The 19459-nt window shown below is 62.9% G+C and carries 13 protein-coding genes and 1 pseudogene; 8 read left to right on the top strand and 6 right to left on the bottom strand.

What is annotated here, in order from left to right; all coding sequences use genetic code 11:
* Positions 1 to 43: 43 nt before the first annotated feature.
* The 4 genes from DK391_RS21840 to DK391_RS21825 all read right to left on the bottom strand — a co-directional run bounded on the left by DK391_RS21840 (position 44) and on the right by DK391_RS21825 (position 4960).
* Entirely contained in the window at positions 44 to 1039 is a 996-nt protein-coding gene (locus tag DK391_RS21840; RefSeq protein ID WP_109480098.1) for a helix-turn-helix domain-containing protein, read from the bottom strand.
* Positions 1040 to 1124: 85 nt separating this feature from the next.
* A complete protein-coding gene (locus DK391_RS21835) occupies positions 1125 to 1895 on the bottom strand; it encodes an aldolase (RefSeq protein ID WP_109480067.1) in 771 nt (256 codons plus the stop codon).
* A gap of 24 nt (positions 1896 to 1919) precedes the next feature.
* Entirely contained in the window at positions 1920 to 3263 is a 1344-nt protein-coding gene (locus DK391_RS21830; RefSeq protein ID WP_109480066.1) for an MFS transporter, read from the bottom strand.
* Between the two features lie 107 nt (positions 3264 to 3370).
* Positions 3371 to 4960: an FAD-dependent monooxygenase gene (locus DK391_RS21825; RefSeq protein ID WP_109480065.1), complete on the bottom strand. Its 1590-nt coding sequence runs from the start codon at positions 4958 to 4960 to the stop codon at positions 3371 to 3373.
* Between the two features lie 339 nt (positions 4961 to 5299).
* Between DK391_RS21825 and katG the strand changes: the two are divergent.
* The 8 genes and pseudogenes from katG to DK391_RS21785 all read left to right on the top strand — a co-directional run bounded on the left by katG (position 5300) and on the right by DK391_RS21785 (position 14810).
* Positions 5300 to 7561: pseudogene (katG, locus tag DK391_RS21820) on the top strand (catalase/peroxidase HPI).
* Positions 7562 to 7872: 311 nt separating this feature from the next.
* Positions 7873 to 8580, top strand: coding sequence for a phosphate signaling complex protein PhoU (gene phoU / locus DK391_RS21815; protein WP_109480064.1), 708 nt, complete (start codon positions 7873 to 7875; stop codon positions 8578 to 8580).
* 211 nt (positions 8581 to 8791) lie between these two features.
* Positions 8792 to 9601: a methyltransferase domain-containing protein gene (locus tag DK391_RS21810; RefSeq protein WP_109480063.1), complete on the top strand. Its 810-nt coding sequence runs from the start codon at positions 8792 to 8794 to the stop codon at positions 9599 to 9601.
* A gap of 56 nt (positions 9602 to 9657) precedes the next feature.
* Positions 9658 to 10740 (top strand): ABC transporter substrate-binding protein, encoded by a 1083-nt coding sequence (locus DK391_RS21805; RefSeq protein ID WP_109480062.1) that lies wholly within the window; start codon positions 9658 to 9660, stop codon positions 10738 to 10740.
* Between the two features lie 11 nt (positions 10741 to 10751).
* Positions 10752 to 11609, top strand: a complete 858-nt coding sequence (locus tag DK391_RS21800) for an ABC transporter permease (protein WP_239482911.1) — start codon at positions 10752 to 10754, stop codon at positions 11607 to 11609.
* A gap of 23 nt (positions 11610 to 11632) precedes the next feature.
* Positions 11633 to 12511: an ABC transporter permease gene (locus DK391_RS21795; protein WP_239482910.1), complete on the top strand. Its 879-nt coding sequence runs from the start codon at positions 11633 to 11635 to the stop codon at positions 12509 to 12511.
* Between the two features lie 33 nt (positions 12512 to 12544).
* A complete protein-coding gene (locus DK391_RS21790; RefSeq protein WP_109480061.1) occupies positions 12545 to 13402 on the top strand; it encodes an ABC transporter ATP-binding protein in 858 nt (285 codons plus the stop codon).
* A gap of 37 nt (positions 13403 to 13439) precedes the next feature.
* Positions 13440 to 14810, top strand: coding sequence for an LLM class flavin-dependent oxidoreductase (locus DK391_RS21785; RefSeq protein ID WP_109480060.1), 1371 nt, complete (start codon positions 13440 to 13442; stop codon positions 14808 to 14810).
* Between the two features lie 59 nt (positions 14811 to 14869).
* On the opposite strand, the gene DK391_RS21780 is transcribed toward DK391_RS21785, so the two are convergent.
* A complete protein-coding gene (locus DK391_RS21780; RefSeq protein ID WP_109480059.1) occupies positions 14870 to 16372 on the bottom strand; it encodes an efflux transporter outer membrane subunit in 1503 nt (500 codons plus the stop codon).
* Positions 16369 to 19458: an efflux RND transporter permease subunit gene (locus DK391_RS21775; protein ID WP_109480058.1), complete on the bottom strand. Its 3090-nt coding sequence runs from the start codon at positions 19456 to 19458 to the stop codon at positions 16369 to 16371. The genes DK391_RS21780 and DK391_RS21775 overlap by 4 nt, the downstream gene beginning before the upstream one ends.
* Position 19459: the final 1 nt, after the last annotated feature.

Genomic DNA, 19459 nt, shown 5'->3' with positions numbered 1-19459 from the left:
CGCATCGGCCGCTTAAAAGGCGCGCGGAATCAGGGCAGACGCATCAGATCAAATGCTCGCGCTTGCGAAACTCGCGCGGCGCGACGCCGTAGGCATCGCGAAACCGCCGGCTGAAATGGGCGGCGTCGTTGAAGCCGTTGCGATACGCAATCTGTTCGATCGACAGACCGGACAACACAGGGTTGAGCAATTCGTCGCGGCACCGCGCGAGCCGCTGCTGCAACACGTATTTGCCGTATTGGAGATCGAGCGCTTCGAACAGCTTGTGCACATAGCGTTTCGACACACCGAGCCCGATGGCGCAGGCTTCCACATCCAGTTCCGGGTCGCAGAGATTGGCGTCGATAAAGCGCGTCAGTTGCACCCAGCGCAGCGGCTGCGCGGCTGCCGATGCTGCGGCATCGCCCGTGCGTTGCGCGATTTCTTCCGCTTCCCGATAGGCCGCGCCGAGCAACGCGACCAGCGCTTCTTCGGCAGCAGCGAGCGTAACAGGGCTCATGCTCTCGAACGACGGCAATACCTGATCGACGAAGCAATGCAGGCTCTTCACGATGCCCGACGCAGCGTCCGCGCGCTGCGGACGAAACTGCGCATGCCGCGACACCGCCTGCCCGAGAAAACGCGCGATCGGCAGACGGATCATCAGCAGATGCGCCGGCTCGTCGATGCGCGCAACGGACGGCACGCGCGCACGGCGGAACGTGACGTCGCCCTTGGAGAACGGCAGCGTGCAGCCCTGCTGCGTGACCGTGCCGCGCCCGGCCAGCGCGATCAGCACGATCACATCGTCGCCCGTGAGCCAGCGCAGATGATCGTTGTCGTGCCGCACTTCCTGGCGGCCCATATGCGCCGTCGCCAGCACGCCGCCGCCCGTCAGTCTGCAAGCGCGCAATTCGTCGTGCGCGATCTCGTCGTCGAAACGCAGTTCGCCCGGCATCACGATGTAATCGAGCGAACGCTTCAGCTCGTCGATACCGCGCGACGGCATCGGGAACAGCTTGGGCGCATACGGCAAACGAAATGCGGAACTGTCGGGCATGGCGAAATCCTTCCGGCCTGGACGCCGCTGGACGATCATGATGTCGCGATGACCCATTCTCGCATGGGATATCGGCGCGCCACGCTCAGAACAGCACGTCCGGCTCCCGTTTGATGACGCGCCGCGCGAACAGCGCAAAGCTCGACCTGACGATGCTCGGCAACAGCAGAAAGTCATGCGATTCTTTCGCGCGCTCCGCATCGATCGGCTTCAGCTCGCCGATCGATTGCGCAAGAATCTGACTGCGCGCCGCGCGCTCGATCAGCACCGACAGATACGCCGACTCTTCCAGCGACGACGTCGCCGCCAGAAAGCCGTGGTTCGCCAGCAGAATTACACGCTTGTTGCCGAGCGCTGCTGAGATGATCTCGCCTTCGCTATCGCCGATCGGCAGGCCCGGCCATTCGCGCAGGAACGCGCAATCGTCGTGAAACGGCGTGGCGTCCATGTGCGCGACTTCGAGCGGACGGCCTGTCATCGACAGCGCATTCACATACGGAGGATGCGTGTGCACGATGCAGTTCACGTCGGGCCGTCGCCGGTAGATCCAGAGGTGAAAGCGGATCGCCGGATTCGCCATGCCGCGGCCTTCGATCACGTTCATCTCGTCGTCGATGCGGATCACGTTGCTGCGCGTCGCCTCGTCGAATCCATAGGCCATTGCCGTGGTCAGAAACGTGCCGTCGGGTTCGCGCACGGTGATCTGCCCGGCGAGCGTTTCCGAATGTCCTTCGTGCGCAAGCATGCGGCACGTCAGCGCGATTTTCTGGCGTGCGTCCCACGCGCCCTGTTCGAGCTTGCGGTCCATCTTTGCGGCAAGGCCGTCGTTCGGATCGTTGCGGTCCTGTTCACTCATCGATTGCTCCATCAAAAGTTGTGCTTAAGCCGAACGCGCATCGCCCAGCGGACTCGCGCTGACATCGGGCGCATGATTCAGTGGCTCGGCATGCACCGCATCGTGCGTGCGCCGCGGCGCGAAGAACGTGAAGCACGCGGCAACCAGCGCACACGCCGTGATGTAGACCGCCACTGAATGCGGGTTGCCATGCCCTTGCGCAAGCAGCGACGAGCAGATCAAAGGATTGACGCCACCGCCGACAATCGCGCCGATCGCACCCATCGATACCCCCGAAAAGCGCACGCGCACATCGAACATATCGGCGAAGAAGCCGCCTTGCGGGCCATACATCATCGGATGCACGACGCCCAGCGCGAGCACGACGGCCACGCTGATCCACATCGGGTCGCGCGTGTTCAGCAGCGCAAAGAACGGCCATACGTAGAGCGCGCACGCCACCAGTCCTGCGAGATAAATCGGCTTGCGTCCGATGCGGTCCGACAACGCCGCGAACAGCGGCACCATGAATACGCCGAGCGCTGCGCCGCTCATGATCGCGCCGAGAATCACGGACTTCGGCAGCTTGAGTTGCACCGTCACATAGGCGACGGCAAACAGCACCACGAACACCGACCATGTAATCTCGCCCAGCCGCGCCATGAAAACAATCAGCACGGCGCGCGCGTGGTCGCGCATCAGATCGCGCAGCGGAAAGCGCGCGACACCACCACGTGCCTGCAATTGCGCGAACTCGGCGGTCTCCGGCAAACGCGCGCGGCCAATCAGGCCGATCACCACCAGCACCGCACTGAACAGAAACGGCAGACGCCAGCCCCACGCCAGAAACGCAGGCTCAGGCAGCAGCGCAGTGAGCAGCAGAGCGCCCGTCGATAGCAGCACACCGCCGTAGCTACCCGAATTGCTCCAGCTGCCGTACAGACCTCGACGATGCGCGGGCGCGCTCTCGACGCCCAGCACGATCGCCCCGCTCTGCTCGCCGCCGATGGCGAAGCCTTGCAGCACGCGTAGCGTCGTCAGCAGGATGGGCGCCCAGATGCCGATGGAGGCATAGGTGGGCAGGCAACCGACCAGCGTCGATGCAATGCCCATCACGAGCAGCGTGACCATCAGCAAGGTCTTACGGCCGATGCGGTCGCCGAAATGCCCGCAGATCAGCGCGCCCGCGCCGCGCGCGAAGTAGCCCGCTGCATACGTGCCAAGCGATGCAATCGTGCCCGCCAGCGGATCGAGGTTCGGAAAGAAAAGCCGGTTGAACACGAGCGCCGATGCCGTGCCGTACAGCAGGAAATCGTATTGCTCGATGGCCGTGCCGAGAAACGCGGAGACAAACACATACGGCCAGCGGGCGCGGGCAGGCGGGGACATGGGAACCTCGGGCGTGGGGGACGATGCATGCAGTATCGTTTTTGACGCGCCCGGGCATTTGTCTGTGCGTGAACCGATGTCTTGTTTGCGCGCGCACTGCGCGATGGCTAGGCGCGAAAGATGCGCCCCCAGTTGCTCACAGCATCGTTCGTGCATTCACGGCCTCGCCAGCCGATGTACCCATCCGGCCGCACGACCCATACCGCGCCGCCGGATGCCCCGAATGCCGACGCAAACGCACCCTGCTCGTCCGTCAGCACGGTCATCCGTTCGTCTTCCGCCACGGCGCAGCCCGGCGCCGTAATCAATACCGCCGACACTGCGCCCGGCAGCGACTCGCCCAGCGCGCGACAGCCATCGACGAATGCCTGAAGCTGCGAACCCGATGCATCGACATAACCGAGCAGCACATGCCGCCCATGCCCTATGAACTCGTGCAGACGACGCGGACGGCCGACAAATCGCTGCGTCAGGCCATGCACGTCCGGCACACGGTCGCCGGGTGCGGGTAACGCGGGGTCTGCGCCCTCGCATGCATCGGCGACGATCGGACTGCCGCGATACGTGATCAGCAGTTGTGTCTCGCGCATCGCGGGGTTGGCAGCCTGCCTGGCGAGCACGGCGTTGAGCGCGGCGCTCGTCGCCTGCACCACGTCCACACCGACGGGATGCCGCTCCGCCGAATAGCTCTCCAGCAGCGCAGCATGCGCAAGGCCCTTGGCGACGAGCGCGAGTTTCCATGCGAGGTTATGCGCGTCCTGCAAACCCGTGTTCATGCCCTGTCCACCGACAGGCGGATGAATGTGCGCCGCATCCCCCGCGATGAACACACGCCCCGTCCCATACGCGGACGCGATGCGATGGCTCACCCGATACACCGACGACCAGCGCATCGACGACAGACGCGTGCCTTCCGGCAGCGCGGGCAGCATGAGCGCGCTCATCGTGTCGAAATCGGGCGACGCATTGCCCGCCAGCAACGCCGCTTGTTCTTCGGGCACGATCATCGACAGCCGGTAACGCTGCGCCGATCCGCGCACAGGAACCGCGGCGATCGTGGTCTTCGCGCGCGCCGCGTCGCTCCATTCGAAGCGATACATCGGCCCGCGCGGCTGCGCCCACGCCACGTCGAGATCGGCCAGCGCAAAGGTCTGCGGAAACTGCGCGCCTTCGTACTGCAAGCCCAGCGCCGCGCGCACCTTGCTATGCGCGCCGTCGCATCCAACCAGCCACCGGCAACGCACCGTACGTGCTTCGCCGTGCGGACCGGTCAGAAACGCGTCGATGGCATCGTCCGTTTCGACAAAGCTGTCGAGCGTGAAGCCGTAACTCACACGTCCGCCGCGCTCCGCAAAAGCCGCCTCGAGCAGGCGCTCGGTTTCATATTGCGCAAGCGAAAGCGAGCCGTAGGGCAAGCCCTGCTCGGGCAGATGCATGCTCCGCGCCGGCATCATCGCCCCGTCCACCCATGTTTCGACACCCGAGAGCCAGATACCCGCCTCGATGGCACGATCGACGATGCCGAGATCGTCGAAAATCTCCAGCGTGCGCGGCGTCACGCCAAGCGCCTTACAAAAGAACGATCGCTCCGGCATCGAATCGATCACGCGCACGGCGACGCCGTCGCGCTGCAATTCGGTGCCGAGCAGCAAGCCGACCGGCCCCGCGCCGACGACAAGTACATCCACGTCTTCCATGTTCTGCTCCTCAGGTTCGATTGCGCATCCAGCTGGAATCAGGGCGGGCCGACATGCAAACCCAAAAAGAATACGTGATGCAGCGCAGCGTTTCATCCGAAGACCACGGCAATGAGCGCTATAGCGGTGGTCTATGGGCGGCATTGCCGCAATCGAATTCAGTTGCGCTCCGCCGTCGCATATATTGAAGTGGCACAGATATGCCGACACGCCACGATATGCGCAATCGCGCATGCCGGCGCGTTCGCGAACCCACACCCGAGGTGGGCCGACTGTCTGTCACACGAGCCTGACACCATCGTAGAAAGCAGAGTAGAGATCCTCACAAGGAGACGACGCATGTCAAACGATGCAAAGTGCCCCTTCATACACGCCGCCGGCGGCGGAACGACCAACCGTGACTGGTGGCCAAAGCAGCTTCGACTGGATCTGCTCAGTCAGCATTCCAGCCGGTCCAATCCACTGGACAAGGATTTCAGTTATGCCGAGGCATTCAAGAGCCTCGACCTCGCCGCCGTGAAGAAGGATCTCGCGGCGCTCATGACCGATTCGAAGGACTGGTGGCCCGCCGACTTCGGCCACTACGGACCGCTCTTTATCCGCATGGCATGGCACAGCGCGGGCACGTACCGCACCGGCGATGGCCGTGGAGGCGGCGGCCGTGGCCAGCAGCGTTTCGCGCCCCTCAACAGTTGGCCCGACAATGTCAGCCTGGACAAGGCGCGTCGTCTGCTATGGCCGGTCAAGCAGAAGTATGGCCAGAAAATTTCATGGGCCGATCTGCTGATTCTGTCAGGCAACGTCGCACTCGAAACCATGGGCTTCAAGACCTTTGGTTTTGGCGGCGGCCGCGAAGACACGTGGGAACCTGACCAGGACGTCTACTGGGGCAACGAAAAGACCTGGCTAGGCGGCGACGTTCGCTACGGCAAAGGCGCGGCACCGCGCGATGCCGGCGACGAAGGCGTACTCGTCGCGGACGAGGAACTGCACGGCGAAGAAACCAGCCGCACGGATGGCGGCCGCAATCTCGAGAATCCGCTAGGCGCGGTGCAGATGGGCCTGATCTACGTGAATCCGGAAGGCCCCGACGGCAACCCCGACCCGGTTGCGGCGGCGCACGACATCCGCGAAACCTTTGCGCGCATGGCGATGAACGACGAAGAAACCGTCGCGTTGATCGCGGGCGGCCACACCTTCGGCAAGACGCACGGCGCCGGACCCGCCGATAACGTCGGCGCTGAACCCGAAGCCGCCGAACTCGAAAGCCAGGGGCTCGGCTGGAAAAACGCGTTCGGCAGCGGCCGGGGCGGCGATACGATCACGAGCGGCCTCGAAGTGACATGGACGGCCACGCCAACGAAATGGGGCATGGGCTTCTTTGAGAACCTGTTCAACCACGAATGGGAGTTGACCAAGAGTCCGGCAGGGGCGAACCAGTGGGTCGCCAAAGGTGCCGCGCCCACGATTCCGCATGCGCATGATCCGTCGAAGAAACTGCTGCCGACCATGCTCACCACGGACCTGTCGCTGCGATTCGATCCCGCGTATGAAAAAATTTCGCGCCGCTTCATGCAGAACCCGGACGAATTTGCCGATGCATTCGCGCGCGCCTGGTTCAAGCTGACGCACCGCGACATGGGCCCGCGCGCCCGCTAGCGCGGCCCGGAAGTGCCTGCCGAAGAATTGCTGTGGCAAGACCCGATTCCGGCTGTGAATCATCCGGTGGTCGATGCTGGCGACATTGCGGCGCTGAAGCAGAAGATCCAGGCTTCGGGGCTGTCCGTGTCGGAGCTGGTATCGACGGCGTGGGCATCGGCCTCGACGTTCCGCGGTTCGGACAAGCGCGGCGGCGCCAACGGTGCGCGTATCCGTCTTGCGCCGCAGAAAGACTGGGTGGTCAATCAGCCTGATCAATTGGCGAAAGTGTTGAAGACGCTCGAAGGCATTCAAGGCGAGTTCAACGGCGCGGCAGCGGGCGGCAAGAAGATTTCGCTGGCTGATCTGATCGTGCTGGCGGGCGGCGCGGGCGTCGAACTGGCCGCGAAGAATGCGGGTCATGCCGTGACGGTGCCGTTCACGCCGGGACGGATGGATGCCTCGCAAGATCAGACGGATGTGGAATCGGTCGGTGCGTTGGAGCCGCTTGCCGATGGCTTCCGCAATTTCCTCAAGGGCAAGTTCAGTGGGCCGGCCGAGGCGTTGTTGATCGACAAGGCGCAGTTGTTGACCTTGACCGCGCCGGAGATGACGGCGCTGAGTGGCGGCCTGCGGGTGCTGAAGGTGCAGGCGGGTGGCGACTCGCATGGTGTGCTGACCAGTCGGCCCGAGGCGCTGACCAACGACTTTTTCCGCAATCTGCTCGATATGGGGATTGAGTGGACGCCTGTTTCGCAGGCGCGGGATGTGTTTGAAGGCGCTGATCGCAAGACAGGCGAGATCAAGTGGACGGGTACTCGCGTTGATCTGATCTTCGGGTCGCATTCGCAGCTGCGCGCGCTCAGCGAGGTGTATGCCAGTGAAGATGCGCAAGAGAAATTCGTGCGCGACTTTGTTGCGGCGTGGGCGAAGGTGATGGATTTGGATCGCTTCGACCTGTAGCTACCGCGATGTAACTTGACCCTTTGCGCGTTGCCCCTGGATGGGGCAACGCCTTCACACCGCCAGCAGCATCACACGCGGCAGAAACCGCCGGCATGCGAAACAAAAACTAAAAAAAGCAAAATCGCACAATATTACAACCCCCCAGTTGCCTCCATACAACGCCCCTGCGCACAGCGTTCTCCCGCCTTGCATACGTATTTTTGCACCGTTAACATAAAACGATATATACGGTTTCAGGCGTCATCTGCCCCTAACGCGGCAGGTCGTCTTCCAATCATCAATGCGCCTGCGTGGCAAGGAGGCGAATCATGTCCGACAAGCATCTCTCGAGTCAGTTCGACGCCTCGCTCAACATGCTCTCGACCAACCTGCTGGAAATGGGCGGCGTGGTCGAACGGCAAATCACCCGCTGTCTGTCCCTGCTCGACGCCTACGATCCGTCGCTGGTCGAAGACATCCGTGCCAGCGAACACGAACTGAACGCGCTCGAAGTCGAAATCGACGAAGAAATTCATCGCGTGATCGCGCGCCGTCAGCCCGCTGCACGCGACCTGCGCCTGCTGATGGCAATGTCGAAATGCGTGACCAACCTCGAACGCATGGGCGACGAAGCGCGCAAGATCTCCAAGCGCATGCGCCGTATCGACGAACAGGGCAGCCCGTCTTCCGTGTCGCTGACTGAACTGAAGAAATGCGGTGAGATGGCGTCGTCCATCCTGCATCGCGTGCTCGACGCGTTCGCACGCATGGATGCCGCCGCCGCTGCGCAGATCGTGCGCGACGACAAGGCCATCGACGAAGTATTCCGCACCTTTGTGCAGCGGCTCGCGACGCATATGAACGAAACGCCGCGCAACATTTCGGTTGGCCTCGAATATCTGTTTATCGCGAAGGCGCTGGAGCGCATCGGCGATCACGCGAAGAACATTGCGGAATTTGTCGTGTTCGTCGTGAAGGGGCGCGATGTCCGCCACATTCCGCTGCGCGAGCTCGAACGCGAAGCGCTGACAGATTGAAGCGGCGCGCAGCACGCGTAACCGGCAATCCCGCCAAACAGGCATCGGCAATATTCACTGTTGCAGATGCCCGTTCACGATAGCGGACATCACGCATCAAACTGCGGCAGAAAAGCATCGCAGCGCATATGAATAGCTCGATTGCTTTCTTGTCCTGACGTACTGCGTCGACAAGAATGAGCGCTCCACTACGACGGATGCGCTCATTCCTATGTCGAAAGCACCCAGCCTGCAACTCGATTCCGCCACGCTCGCCGATGAATACGATCGGCTCGGCATTCGCCAGTTCAATCACGGTCTGCAACTGCTCGACGCGCTCGCTCTGCGCGAAGGCGAACGCGTGCTCGACGTCGGCTGCGGCACGGGCCGTCTGACGGAATCCGCCGCGCAACGCGTCGGCCCGCAAGGCGAAGCGCTCGGACTCGATCCCTTGCCATTACGGGTCGAACGCGCATTGCAACGTGCACAGGGCCGTTTCGCGGCACGCGTAGGCCGCGCCGAGGATCTCGCCGGCATCGCCGATGCGCACTTCGACGTCGTCTACCTGAACAGCGTGATTCACTGGATACCGGACCAGCAACAGGCCTTGCGCGAAGCGTGGCGCGTGCTGAAGCCGGGCGGCCGGATCGGCTTCACGACCATGCCTGCCGATGTGCCGCACGATCTGCATCGCGTGCTGCACGCATTGACCGACAGCGACCCTGAGTCGCAACACGCCGACATCGGCGCGCCGAACAAGCTCACGCGCGATAGCGCGGCGACGCTGCTCGTGTCGCTGGGTTTCGAGGTCACGCTCAATGAAATCCGCGCATTCGACGACGCCTTCGACACCGTCGACGATGTGCTGTCCTTCAGCCGCGCCAGTTCGTTCGGCAACTTCCTGTCGTCGCTTCCTGAGCCACAGGTGGCGCATTTGCGCGCGCGTCTCGCCGTTGCGCTCGAAGCGCATCGCGGTCCGCGCGGCCTGCAGCTGACGCGCCGCATGATCTTCGCCACAGCGCGCAAACCGCTCGCGCATTGAGCCCGCCGGCAGCCGCCCGCCGCTCATCTCCTCATTCAAACGAATCCGCTTATTCAATGGACAACCGAATCCGCCGCACCTTCACGCTCGTGAAGTCCGTTCTGCTTGCGACTGCGCTGGCGTTCACCGTGCCGCAAGCGCACGCCGATAAACCCGCCGTGATCCGCATCGGTGTCGCGCAGCAAGGCACAGGCGATCCACCTACCTTCGGCGGCTCGCCCGCTGCGACCGTGCAGCAGCAGCAACTGCTCGAAAAGGAATTCGCCGCCGATGGCATCAAGGTCGAATGGCTGTTCTTCAAGGGCGCAGGACCGGCCGTCAACGAAGCCATCGCCGACAAATCGCTCGACTTCGCGTTTCAGGGCGATCTGCCCGCCGTGCTTGGCCGCGCGAACGGGCTGAAAACGCGCATTCTGCTCGAATCCGGCGTCCGTACTGGCGTGAAGATCGGCGTGCCACCCGATTCGAACGTGCAGTCGGTGAAGGATCTGAAGGGACGGCGCGTGTCGATTTTTCGCGGCACCAATCTGCAGCTCGTCGCGGATAACGTGCTCGCCGCCAACCAGCTCGACGAACGCGATCTGCGCGTGATCAATCTCGATTCGGCGAGTTCGCTGGCGGCGTTGTCGTCGAAAGGTATCGACGCGTCGGTCAACGATTACCACCTCTACAAGCTGCGCGATCAGGGACTGGCGAAAATCATCTACGAGTCGCAGACGGATGGGCCGCAATACACGCGTCAATCGCATCTGCTCGTACTCGACGATTTCGATCGCGCGCATCCCGACATCGTGCAGCGCGTGGTCAATGTGTTCGTCAAAGGCTCGCAATGGTCGTCCGACGAAGCGAACCGCGATGCCCTCTTCAAGCTGTGGGCCAAAAGCGGTGTGAGCTACGAATCGTGGCAGGCGGAGTTTGGCAAGGACAGCCTGAAGTCGCGCAATTCGCCGCTGATCGATCCGTTCATCGTCGCGCGCTACAAGGCGGTGGCGAGCGACGCGCTCAAACTCAAGCTGATCCGTCAGCCTGTCGACGTGGATGGCTGGTTCGAAACGCGTTATCTCGACAACGCGCTGCGCACGCAGTCGCTCGATCACTACTGGACGCGCTACGACGCGCAAGGCAAGCCGCTAGGCTGACGGAGGCCGCGATGAGCAAGGCAATGGATCAGTGGGCCGTCGTGTCGAAGCGCGCCACATCGGACCCTGCGAGTGACACCCATGAGCATGCGCGACGCCGTCTTCGCACGGTCGCGTGGCATCTCGCGCCCTGGCTGCTGCCCGCTGCGCTGTTCGCGCTCTGGAGCATCGGCTGTGCGCGCGGCTGGATCGCGCCGCAGATTCTGCCGCCGCCACAACAGGTATTCGACACGCTGCACGAACTCGCCGTGAGCGGCGATCTCGTGCGCAACACGCTGGTGAGCCTGCAACGGGTGCTGGTTGGCTTCGGTGTCGGCACATTGGCGGGCGTGCTGATCGGCGCGGCTTTGGGTTTGTCGCGCACCGTGGAAGCCTATGTGCTGCCCGCGTTCAACGCGCTGGTGCAGATTCCCGTGCTCGGTTGGCTGCCGTTTCTGCTGTTGCTGGTCGGCGTCGGCGAGCCGCTCAAGTATCTGCTGATCGCTCACGCCGCGCTCGTGCCCGTCACGCTGAGCACGATGCAAGGCGTGCGACAAACACCCGCCACGCTCGACGAAGTCGCGCGCGTGTTCGGCTACAACCGCTGGCAGCGCATTGCTTACGTCGTACTGCCTGCCGCCGTGCCGACACTCGCCACGGGCGTGCGGCTCGCCTTCACGAAAGCGTGGCTCGCGCTTGTCGTGGTGGAACTGGTGGCATCGTCGGAAGGGCTGGGTTACCTGATCGTGTATGGCCGACAGCTGTTCCAGCTCGATCTGGTGATGGCGTCCGTCGTGATCGTCGGTGCAATCGGCTTTGCGATCAACCGCGCGCTCGATGCGCTCGAAGCCCGTCTGCGGCGCGGGCAACCTTCCGCGTTCCGCGAATAAACCATTCGATCGAGGCATACGTCATGTCGTTCACGCGTTCGCTATCGCCGTCACGGCTGTTCTCACCGCGCAAGATCAGCGGGCCACCGCCATGCAGTTGCGATGCGCCCGTCACACCCGCGCGCGAATCCGCGCTGAAAAAGCGTCTGGCTGCGTTCAACTGGCGCGGGCTCGTCTTGCCGCTCGCTGCGTTCGCACTATGGTGGCTCGTGTCGGCACTGCATCTGGTGAAGAGCGGCCTACTGGTCAGCCCTGCCGATGTCGCGCGCACCGCTTGGCAGCAGATCGAAAGCGGTGCGCTGCTGCGTGCGCGGTCCGCGTCGCTCGCGCGCGAAGCCAGCGGTTTCGTGATCGGCACGGCGGGCGGCCTGCTGCTTGGCGCGGCACTTGGCTTCTCGCGCGTTGCCGCGCGCGTGATCGGCCCGACTTTCGATACCTTCAAGCAGATCTCGCTGTTCGCGTGGATCCCACTGATCTCCGTGTGGTTCGGTCTCGGCGATATGGCGAAGGTCGTGTTTCTCTCGCTGGCCGCGCTGCTGCCTGTCGCTGCGCATACATGCGACGGCATACACGCCGTCTCGCCGCGTTACGTGGAAGTGGCACGCGCTTTCCGCTACTCGCGCCTGCAGATGGCGCGCTTCGTGATCCTGCCCGCTGCGCTGCCGTCGATTTTCACGGGCATCTATCTCGCGCTGATCTATTCGTGGCTCGCCACGCTCGGTGCCGAGTACCTGCTCGTCGCGGGCAGCGGAATCGGCAACACGCTGATCGACGGCAGCGAGCAGTTCAGGATGGATCTGGTGCTGTTCGGCATCATCGTCGTCGGCATCACCGGCTGGGCGCTCAACGCCCTTGCGCGCGGCGTCGAACGGCGTGTGCTGGCGCGGCGCACGGCGGCATGACACAAGCAGGCAACCACATCGAAGGAACACCCTATGTCCACGACAGTCTCCGAAGGCATCCGCATTCGTAACGTCAGCAAGCGCTACCCGCAACAGGACGAAGCAAACGGCGCCCTGCTCGTACTCGACGATATTTCGCTCGACATCGCGCAAGGCGAGTTTGTCAGCGTGCTCGGCGCGAGCGGTTGCGGCAAGTCGACACTGCTGCGCCTGATCGCGGGACTCGATGCCGACTATCGCGGCAACATCAGCGTCGATGGCGAGCGCGTGCGCGATACGTCACTGGAGCGCGGCATCGTGTTTCAGGATCATCGGCTGTTTCCGTGGCTCACGGCATCGCAGAACATACTCGCGGCCTTGCGCAACGCACCGCTGTCGCAGCAACAGAAGCGCGAGGCGGTGGCCGAGCATGTGGCGCTGGTTGGTCTCGAAGGTTTCGAGCATGCGTATCCGCATCAGCTATCGGGCGGCATGGCGCAGCGCGTGGCAATTGCACGCGGACTCGTGAACCGGCCACGCGTGCTGCTGCTCGACGAACCCTTCGGCGCACTCGATGCACTCACGCGCAGCCGTCTGCAAAACGAGTTGCAGCGCATCTGGGAACACGAACGCATCACGATGATTCTCGTCACGCACGACGTTGACGAAGCGATCTATCTGGGCGATCGCGTCGTGACGATGGCACCGCGCCCAGGCCGCGTGAAGCGCATTGCGCACGTCGATCTGCCGCGTCCGCGCGAACGCAACGACGCACGCTTCGCGCAACTGCGCGAACAGATCCTCGCCGATTTCAGCGAGCGCCCCGCCTCCGACCATCACGACACGCCCGGCGGCGGCCAACGCGCGGCTGCACGCGAACCGCGTATCGGCGAATGGCGTCTTGCATGGTAAAGCGCGATTTCTTTCGACCTCGATCAAGGGAACCACAGTGAGCGAAGCACGACAACACCAACGACAGATCAGTCTCGGCGCATTCCTGATGGAAACGGGTCATCACATTGCCGCGTGGCGCCACCCGGACACGCATGCAACAGGCGGACTCGACTTTTCACACTACGCGCAGCTTGCACAGATCGCGGAACGCGCCAAATTCGACGCGATCTTTTTCGCCGATAGCGTCAGTGTGCGCGACACGCATCTGCCTTCGCTGTCGCGCACGGCGCGCGCCGACCACTTCGAACCGTTGACGCTGCTGTCGGCGCTTTCCGTCGTCACGTCCCATGTCGGACTCGTCGCTACGGTTTCGACAACATTCAACGAACCGTACAACGTCGCGCGCAAGTTTGCGTCACTCGATCATCTGAGTGGCGGACGGTCAGGCTGGAATCTCGTTACATCGAGCACGGAAACGGAGGCGCACAACTTCGGCTTCGACCAGCATCCCGACCATGCGCTGCGCTATGAGCGCGCGAAGGAATTCCACGACGTGGTGACGGGCCTGTGGGATAGCTGGGAAGACGATGCGTTTCTGCGCGACAAGGCGAGCGGCGTCTACTTCGATGTCGACAAGCTTCACGTGCTCGAACATCGCGGCAAGCATTTCAAGGTGCGCGGTCCGTTGAACGTCGCGCGCTCGCCGCAGGGACGGCCCGTCGTGATTCAGGCAGGCGCATCCGACGCGGGCAGGGAACTCGCCGCCCAAACGGCTGAAGTGATCTTCGTCGCCCATCAGACGCTCGACGAAGCGAAGCAGTTCTATCGCGATGTCAAAGGGCGGCTTGCGCGTTATGGACGGCGCCCCGAGGATCTGAAGATCATGCCGGGCATCTTTCCTGTCATCGGCAGAACGCAGCAGGAGGCGCAGGACAAGTTCGATGCGTTGCAGGACCTGATTCATCCTGTCGTCGGGCTGCAGTTGCTGTCGAACATGTCAGGCGGTGTGGATCTGTCGAAATACGATGTCGACGGACCGGTGCCGGAGTTGCCGGAAACCAATGGCGGCAAGAGCCGGCAACGGCTTTTGCTCGATCTCGCGCGGCGCGACAATCTAACGATACGTCAGTTGTATTTGCGGATTGCCGGAGCGCGCGGGCATCAGCAGGTGATCGGCACGCCGCAGAGCATCGCGGATCAGTTGCAGCAATGGTTCGAAGAAGAAGGCGCGGACGGGTTCAATATCATGTCGCCGTGGTTGCCTGGCGGCTTGAGCGAATTCGCTGATCTGGTCGTGCCGGAATTGCAGCGGCGCGGACTGTTTCGAAAGGAGTATTCGGGGCGCACGCTGAGGGATCATCTGGGGTTGGCGCGTCCGGAGAATCGGTTTGTGGCGCAGCAGAAACAGGTAGCGCAGACAGCCTGATGCCGTTGTAGCCGGCGACATGATCGAAAGTACAAGGATCAACCTGTCGCCGGCGCGCGTCACTTGTCAGAAGCGTCCGCCTCTTTGACATTCCCATCCCAACCGCCGCCTAACGCCTTCACCAGCATGACGGCGTCCTGCAGCGCAGTGCTGCTGTAATCGAGTGCGATCTTGCGGTCCTGCACCTGCGTCAGTTGCGTGTCGAGCACATCGATGCGGCTCGACGTGCCCGCCGTGAAATTGCGCTGCTGGCTGGCCGCCAGTTCACCACTGCGCTGCGCGACATCATTCGACGACGACGCCTGGCGCGTCGCGATCTGCACCGCGCTCAGATAATCTTCGACGTCCTGGAATGCGCTCAGCACGGTCTGCCGGTACGCGGCCACTTCCTGATCGTAGTTCGCGCGCGCCGCACGCACCGATGCAGCCGTCGAACCCGCGTCGAACACGGTCTGCGCGACATCGAAACCGAGCGACCAGAAACGCGTCGGCAGCGAGATCAGATGTGCGAGCGATGTGCCGCTCCAGCCGCCATCTGCGGAAAGCGTGATAGTCGGAAAATAGCCCGCTTTTGCTACGCCGATCTTCGCGTTGTACTGCGCAACGGTGCGTTCGGCCTGCACGATATCGGGCCGCCGCTGCAGCAATGCAGACGGTAGCGACACCGGCAGCGCAGGCAGGTCGAACCGATAATCCGCCTGGACGGGCAAGGAAAACGCCGCAGGCGCTTCGCCGATCAGCACGGCAATCGCATGCTCATACTGACGGCGCGTGAGCTGCGCGCTTGCGATGCTTGCGTCGATCGTCTGAAGCGTGTTGTGCGCGGTGCGCACATCGTCATATGACGACACGCCTTGTTTGTATTTCGCTTCCGTCAGCGCGAGCAATTCGGCGTCGATCCTGCGTTCTTCATCGAGAATCGCGAGATCGGCATCGGCGGCACGCACGGTGAAATAGTCGACGGCCAGCGTCGCGATCACGCTCAGGCGTTCGCCCGCCAGTTGCGCATCCGTAGCCTGCGCGCTTGCCTCGCTGGCTTCGACGGAACGCCGCACGCTGCCCCACAGATCCGGCTCCCAACTCGCCTCCAGTTGCGCCGACACGCTCTTCGACGTATAGCTGGTCGTGGTGCTGCCCGACGAAATCTGCGTCGTGCTGTTGCCGGTACCCGTGCGCGAACGCGTGCCCGAGCCTGCAAACGACACGGTCGGAAACAGGCTCGCACGCGACGACGCCACTTGCGCCCGCGCCGAGCGATAGGCCGCTTCGTACTGCGCGAGCGTCTGGTTGGCCTTCAGCGCGCGCTCGCACAGATCGTTGAGCGTCTGATCGTTGAACATGGTCCACCAGCGGCTATCGAGCGACGCTGCGGGATCGGGCTTCGCTTGTTGCCACACGCCACCAGCGTCCGGGCTGCTCATTTCCTTGAACGTGGCAGGCGTGGCGACATCGGGCCGCTTGTAGTCGGGGCCGACTGCGCAGCCCGCGCACAGTGCTGCAATGGCCGCAGCCACTACCGTTCGATGCACACGCCGCATCGTGCGGGTTGCTTTGTCCATCATGATGGGGTTCCGTTACGTGAGGCGCGGCGGCCGTTGAAGCGATCGAGCCAGAGGTAGATCACGGGCGTCGTGAAGAGCGTCAGGAGTTGGCTGACCATCAGGCCACCGAGAATCGCAACACCAAGGGGATGACGAAACTCGTGCCCGTATCCCGAACTGACGATCAGCGGCACGGCGCCAAGCAAGGCAGCGAGCGTCGTCATCATGATCGGCCGAAAACGCGTCAGGCAAGCCTGATAGATCGACTCTTCAGCGCTCGCATGCTGTTCGCGCTCATACGTCACCGCGAAGTCGACCATCATGATCGCGTTCTTCTTCACGATGCCGATCAGCAGCACAATGCCGATCAACGCGATGATCGTCAGTTCGTAGCCGCAGACGTACAGCGCGATCAATGCGCCGAGCCCGGCTGAAGGCAGTGTCGACAGTATCGTCAGCGGGTGGACGAGGTTTTCGTACAGAATGCCGAGCGCGATATACACGGCGATCAGCGCGCCTATGATCAGCAACAGTTCGCTGCCGCCAGACTGCTGCATCATCGCGCCTTGTCCTGCGAAGCCGGGCAAGATCGTGTTCGGCAGATGCAGCGAAGCGACAGCGGATTGGATGGCCGCGTTCGCGTCGCTCATCGTCACGCCTTCGCGCAGGTTGTACGACAGCGTGACAGCGGGAAACTGGTTGTCGTGTGCAATCGTGACGGGCGCGTGCGAAAGCGATCGCGTGGCGAGCGCGGACAGTGGCACAAGCGTTGTGGTGCTCGTGGTACTCGTGGTACTGGTCGCGTTCGTCGCAGGCACGTACAGCGTGTCCAGCGTCTTCGGATCCTGCCAGTATTGCGGCGCGACTTCCATCACAACGTGATACTGATTCGCCGGGCCGTAAATCGTCGCGATCTGGCGCTGGCTGAATGCGTCATTCAGCGCATCGTCGATGGCTTCGAACGGCACGCCCAGGCGCGCGGCTGCGTCGCGATTCACTTGCAGCATCATCGACAGGCTCGCGCTCTGCACATCCGTGTTCACGTCGCGCAATTGCGGCAGCGCCCGCAGCTTCGCCTCGATGCGCGGCACCCACTTGTCTAGTTCGTCCTGATTCTCCGCGGTCACCGTGTACTGGAACTGCGCGGAGCTTTGCCGTGCGCCGAACATCAAGTCCTGCGCCGATTGCATCAGCAGGCGCACGCCGGGAATGTCCGCTGTGCGGCGACCCAGATCGGCAATCACCTGGTCGGCGCTGTGTTTGCGTTCGGACAAAGGTTTGAGCGTAATGAACATCATGCTGTTGCTCACCGCATTACGCCCACCGACATAGCCCGAAACCGATTGCACATCCGGGTTCTGCAAAATGCGTCTGTTGATCTCGTCGAATTTTTGCTTCATCGCCTGAAACGAGATGCTCTGCGACGCCTGGATGCTGCCCATCAGCCGCCCCGTATCTTCGATCGGGAAGAAACCCTTCGGCATCACCGCGACCATGCCGACGTTAGCGAACAGCAGAAACACGGTGACAGCGAGCATTGTCTTCGGATGCCGCAATGCCCAGCGCAGACTGCGGCCATATGCACGTTCGACGCGCGGCCCGAACGCGCCTTCGCTTTGCTTGTGCGGCGCGCCGCGCAGCAGCAGGCGTCCGAGCGTCGGCGCGAGCGTGAGTGAGATCACCATCGAAATCAGGATCGCAATGGCCAGCGACACCGAGAACTCGCGGAACAGCCGCCCGACCAGTCCGCTCATCATGATCAGCGGCAGGAACACCACGACCAGCGATACGCTGATCGTCAACACCGTAAAGCCGACTTCGCGCGTGCCATCCAGCGCGGCAGCGAGCGGCGACTTGCCCTGATCGAGATGCCGCATGATGTTTTCGACCACCACAATCGCATCGTCGACCACGAAGCCGGTCGAAATCGTCAGCGCCATCAGCGACAGGTTGTTCAGGCTGTATCCGAGGAAGTACATCGCGGTGAAGGTGCCCGCCAGCGCGAGCGGCACCGTGATCGCGGGAATCAGCGTGCTGCGCCAGTCGCGGAAGAACGCATAGGACACAGCCGTCACCAGCAGCACGGCGGCCAGCAACGAGATCTCGACGTCGAACACCGACGAGCGGATCGTCTGCGTGCCGTCCAGCACGACGTTCAGCTTCACAGTCGACGGCATGCCTGCCGCAAGTTGCGGCAGCGTCGCGCGAATCGCATCGACGGTTTTGATCACGTTGGCGTTCGACTGCTTTGAGACGATCAGCAGCACGGCGTTCTTGCCGTTCGCAAGACCGTAGTTGCGCAGGTCTTCCGTCGATTTCACCACCTGCGCAACATCGGTGACATGCACGACGCTGCCGTCGTGCGTGCGGATCACGAGCGGTTTGTAATCGGCGGGTTCCATCAACTGATCGTTCGCGCCGATCACATAGTGCTGGCCGTTCATGCTGACCGCGCCCTTCGGCAGATCGACGCTGGCGTTCGCCAGTGCGGTGCGCACGCTGTCGAGCGAAATGCCGTAGCGGCTCAACTGATCCGGGTTCAGTTCGACGCGCACGGCGGGCAATGCGCCGCCGCCCACCGTCACGTCGCCGACGCCTTCCACCTGCAGTAGCTTCTGTTGCAGCACAGACGACGCATAGTCGTACATCTGCCCCACGCCCACCGTATCCGACGTCAGGCCGACGATCATCACCGGCGCTGCAGCGGGATTCATCTTGCGATACGTCGGCGTTTGCGTCAGCGTCGTCGGCCGATTGCTGCGCGCGGCGTTGATGGCCGCCTGTACATCGCGCGCGGCGCCGTCGATGTCGCGGTTCAGATCGAACTGCAACACAATCTGCGACGAACCCGACGAGCTTTGCGACGTCATCTGCGTGAGGCCCGCAATCGAGCCGAAGGCGCGTTCGAGCGGCGCAGTGACCGTCTTGGCGACGGTATCGGGGTTCGCACCCGACAACGTCGCGCTGACCATCACCACAGGAAAATCCACCGAAGGCAACGCGGCCACGGGCAGCAGCCGGAACGCGACGATGCCAAACAGCGCAAGACCGATTGCTAACAACATCGTGCCGATGGGACGACGGATGAACGGAGCGGACAGATTCATG

It is taken from the genome of Paraburkholderia sp. C35, assembly GCF_003121405.1.
GTDB lineage: Bacteria > Pseudomonadota > Gammaproteobacteria > Burkholderiales > Burkholderiaceae > Paraburkholderia.
This window is presented reverse-complemented; position numbering and strand designations above follow the sequence as displayed.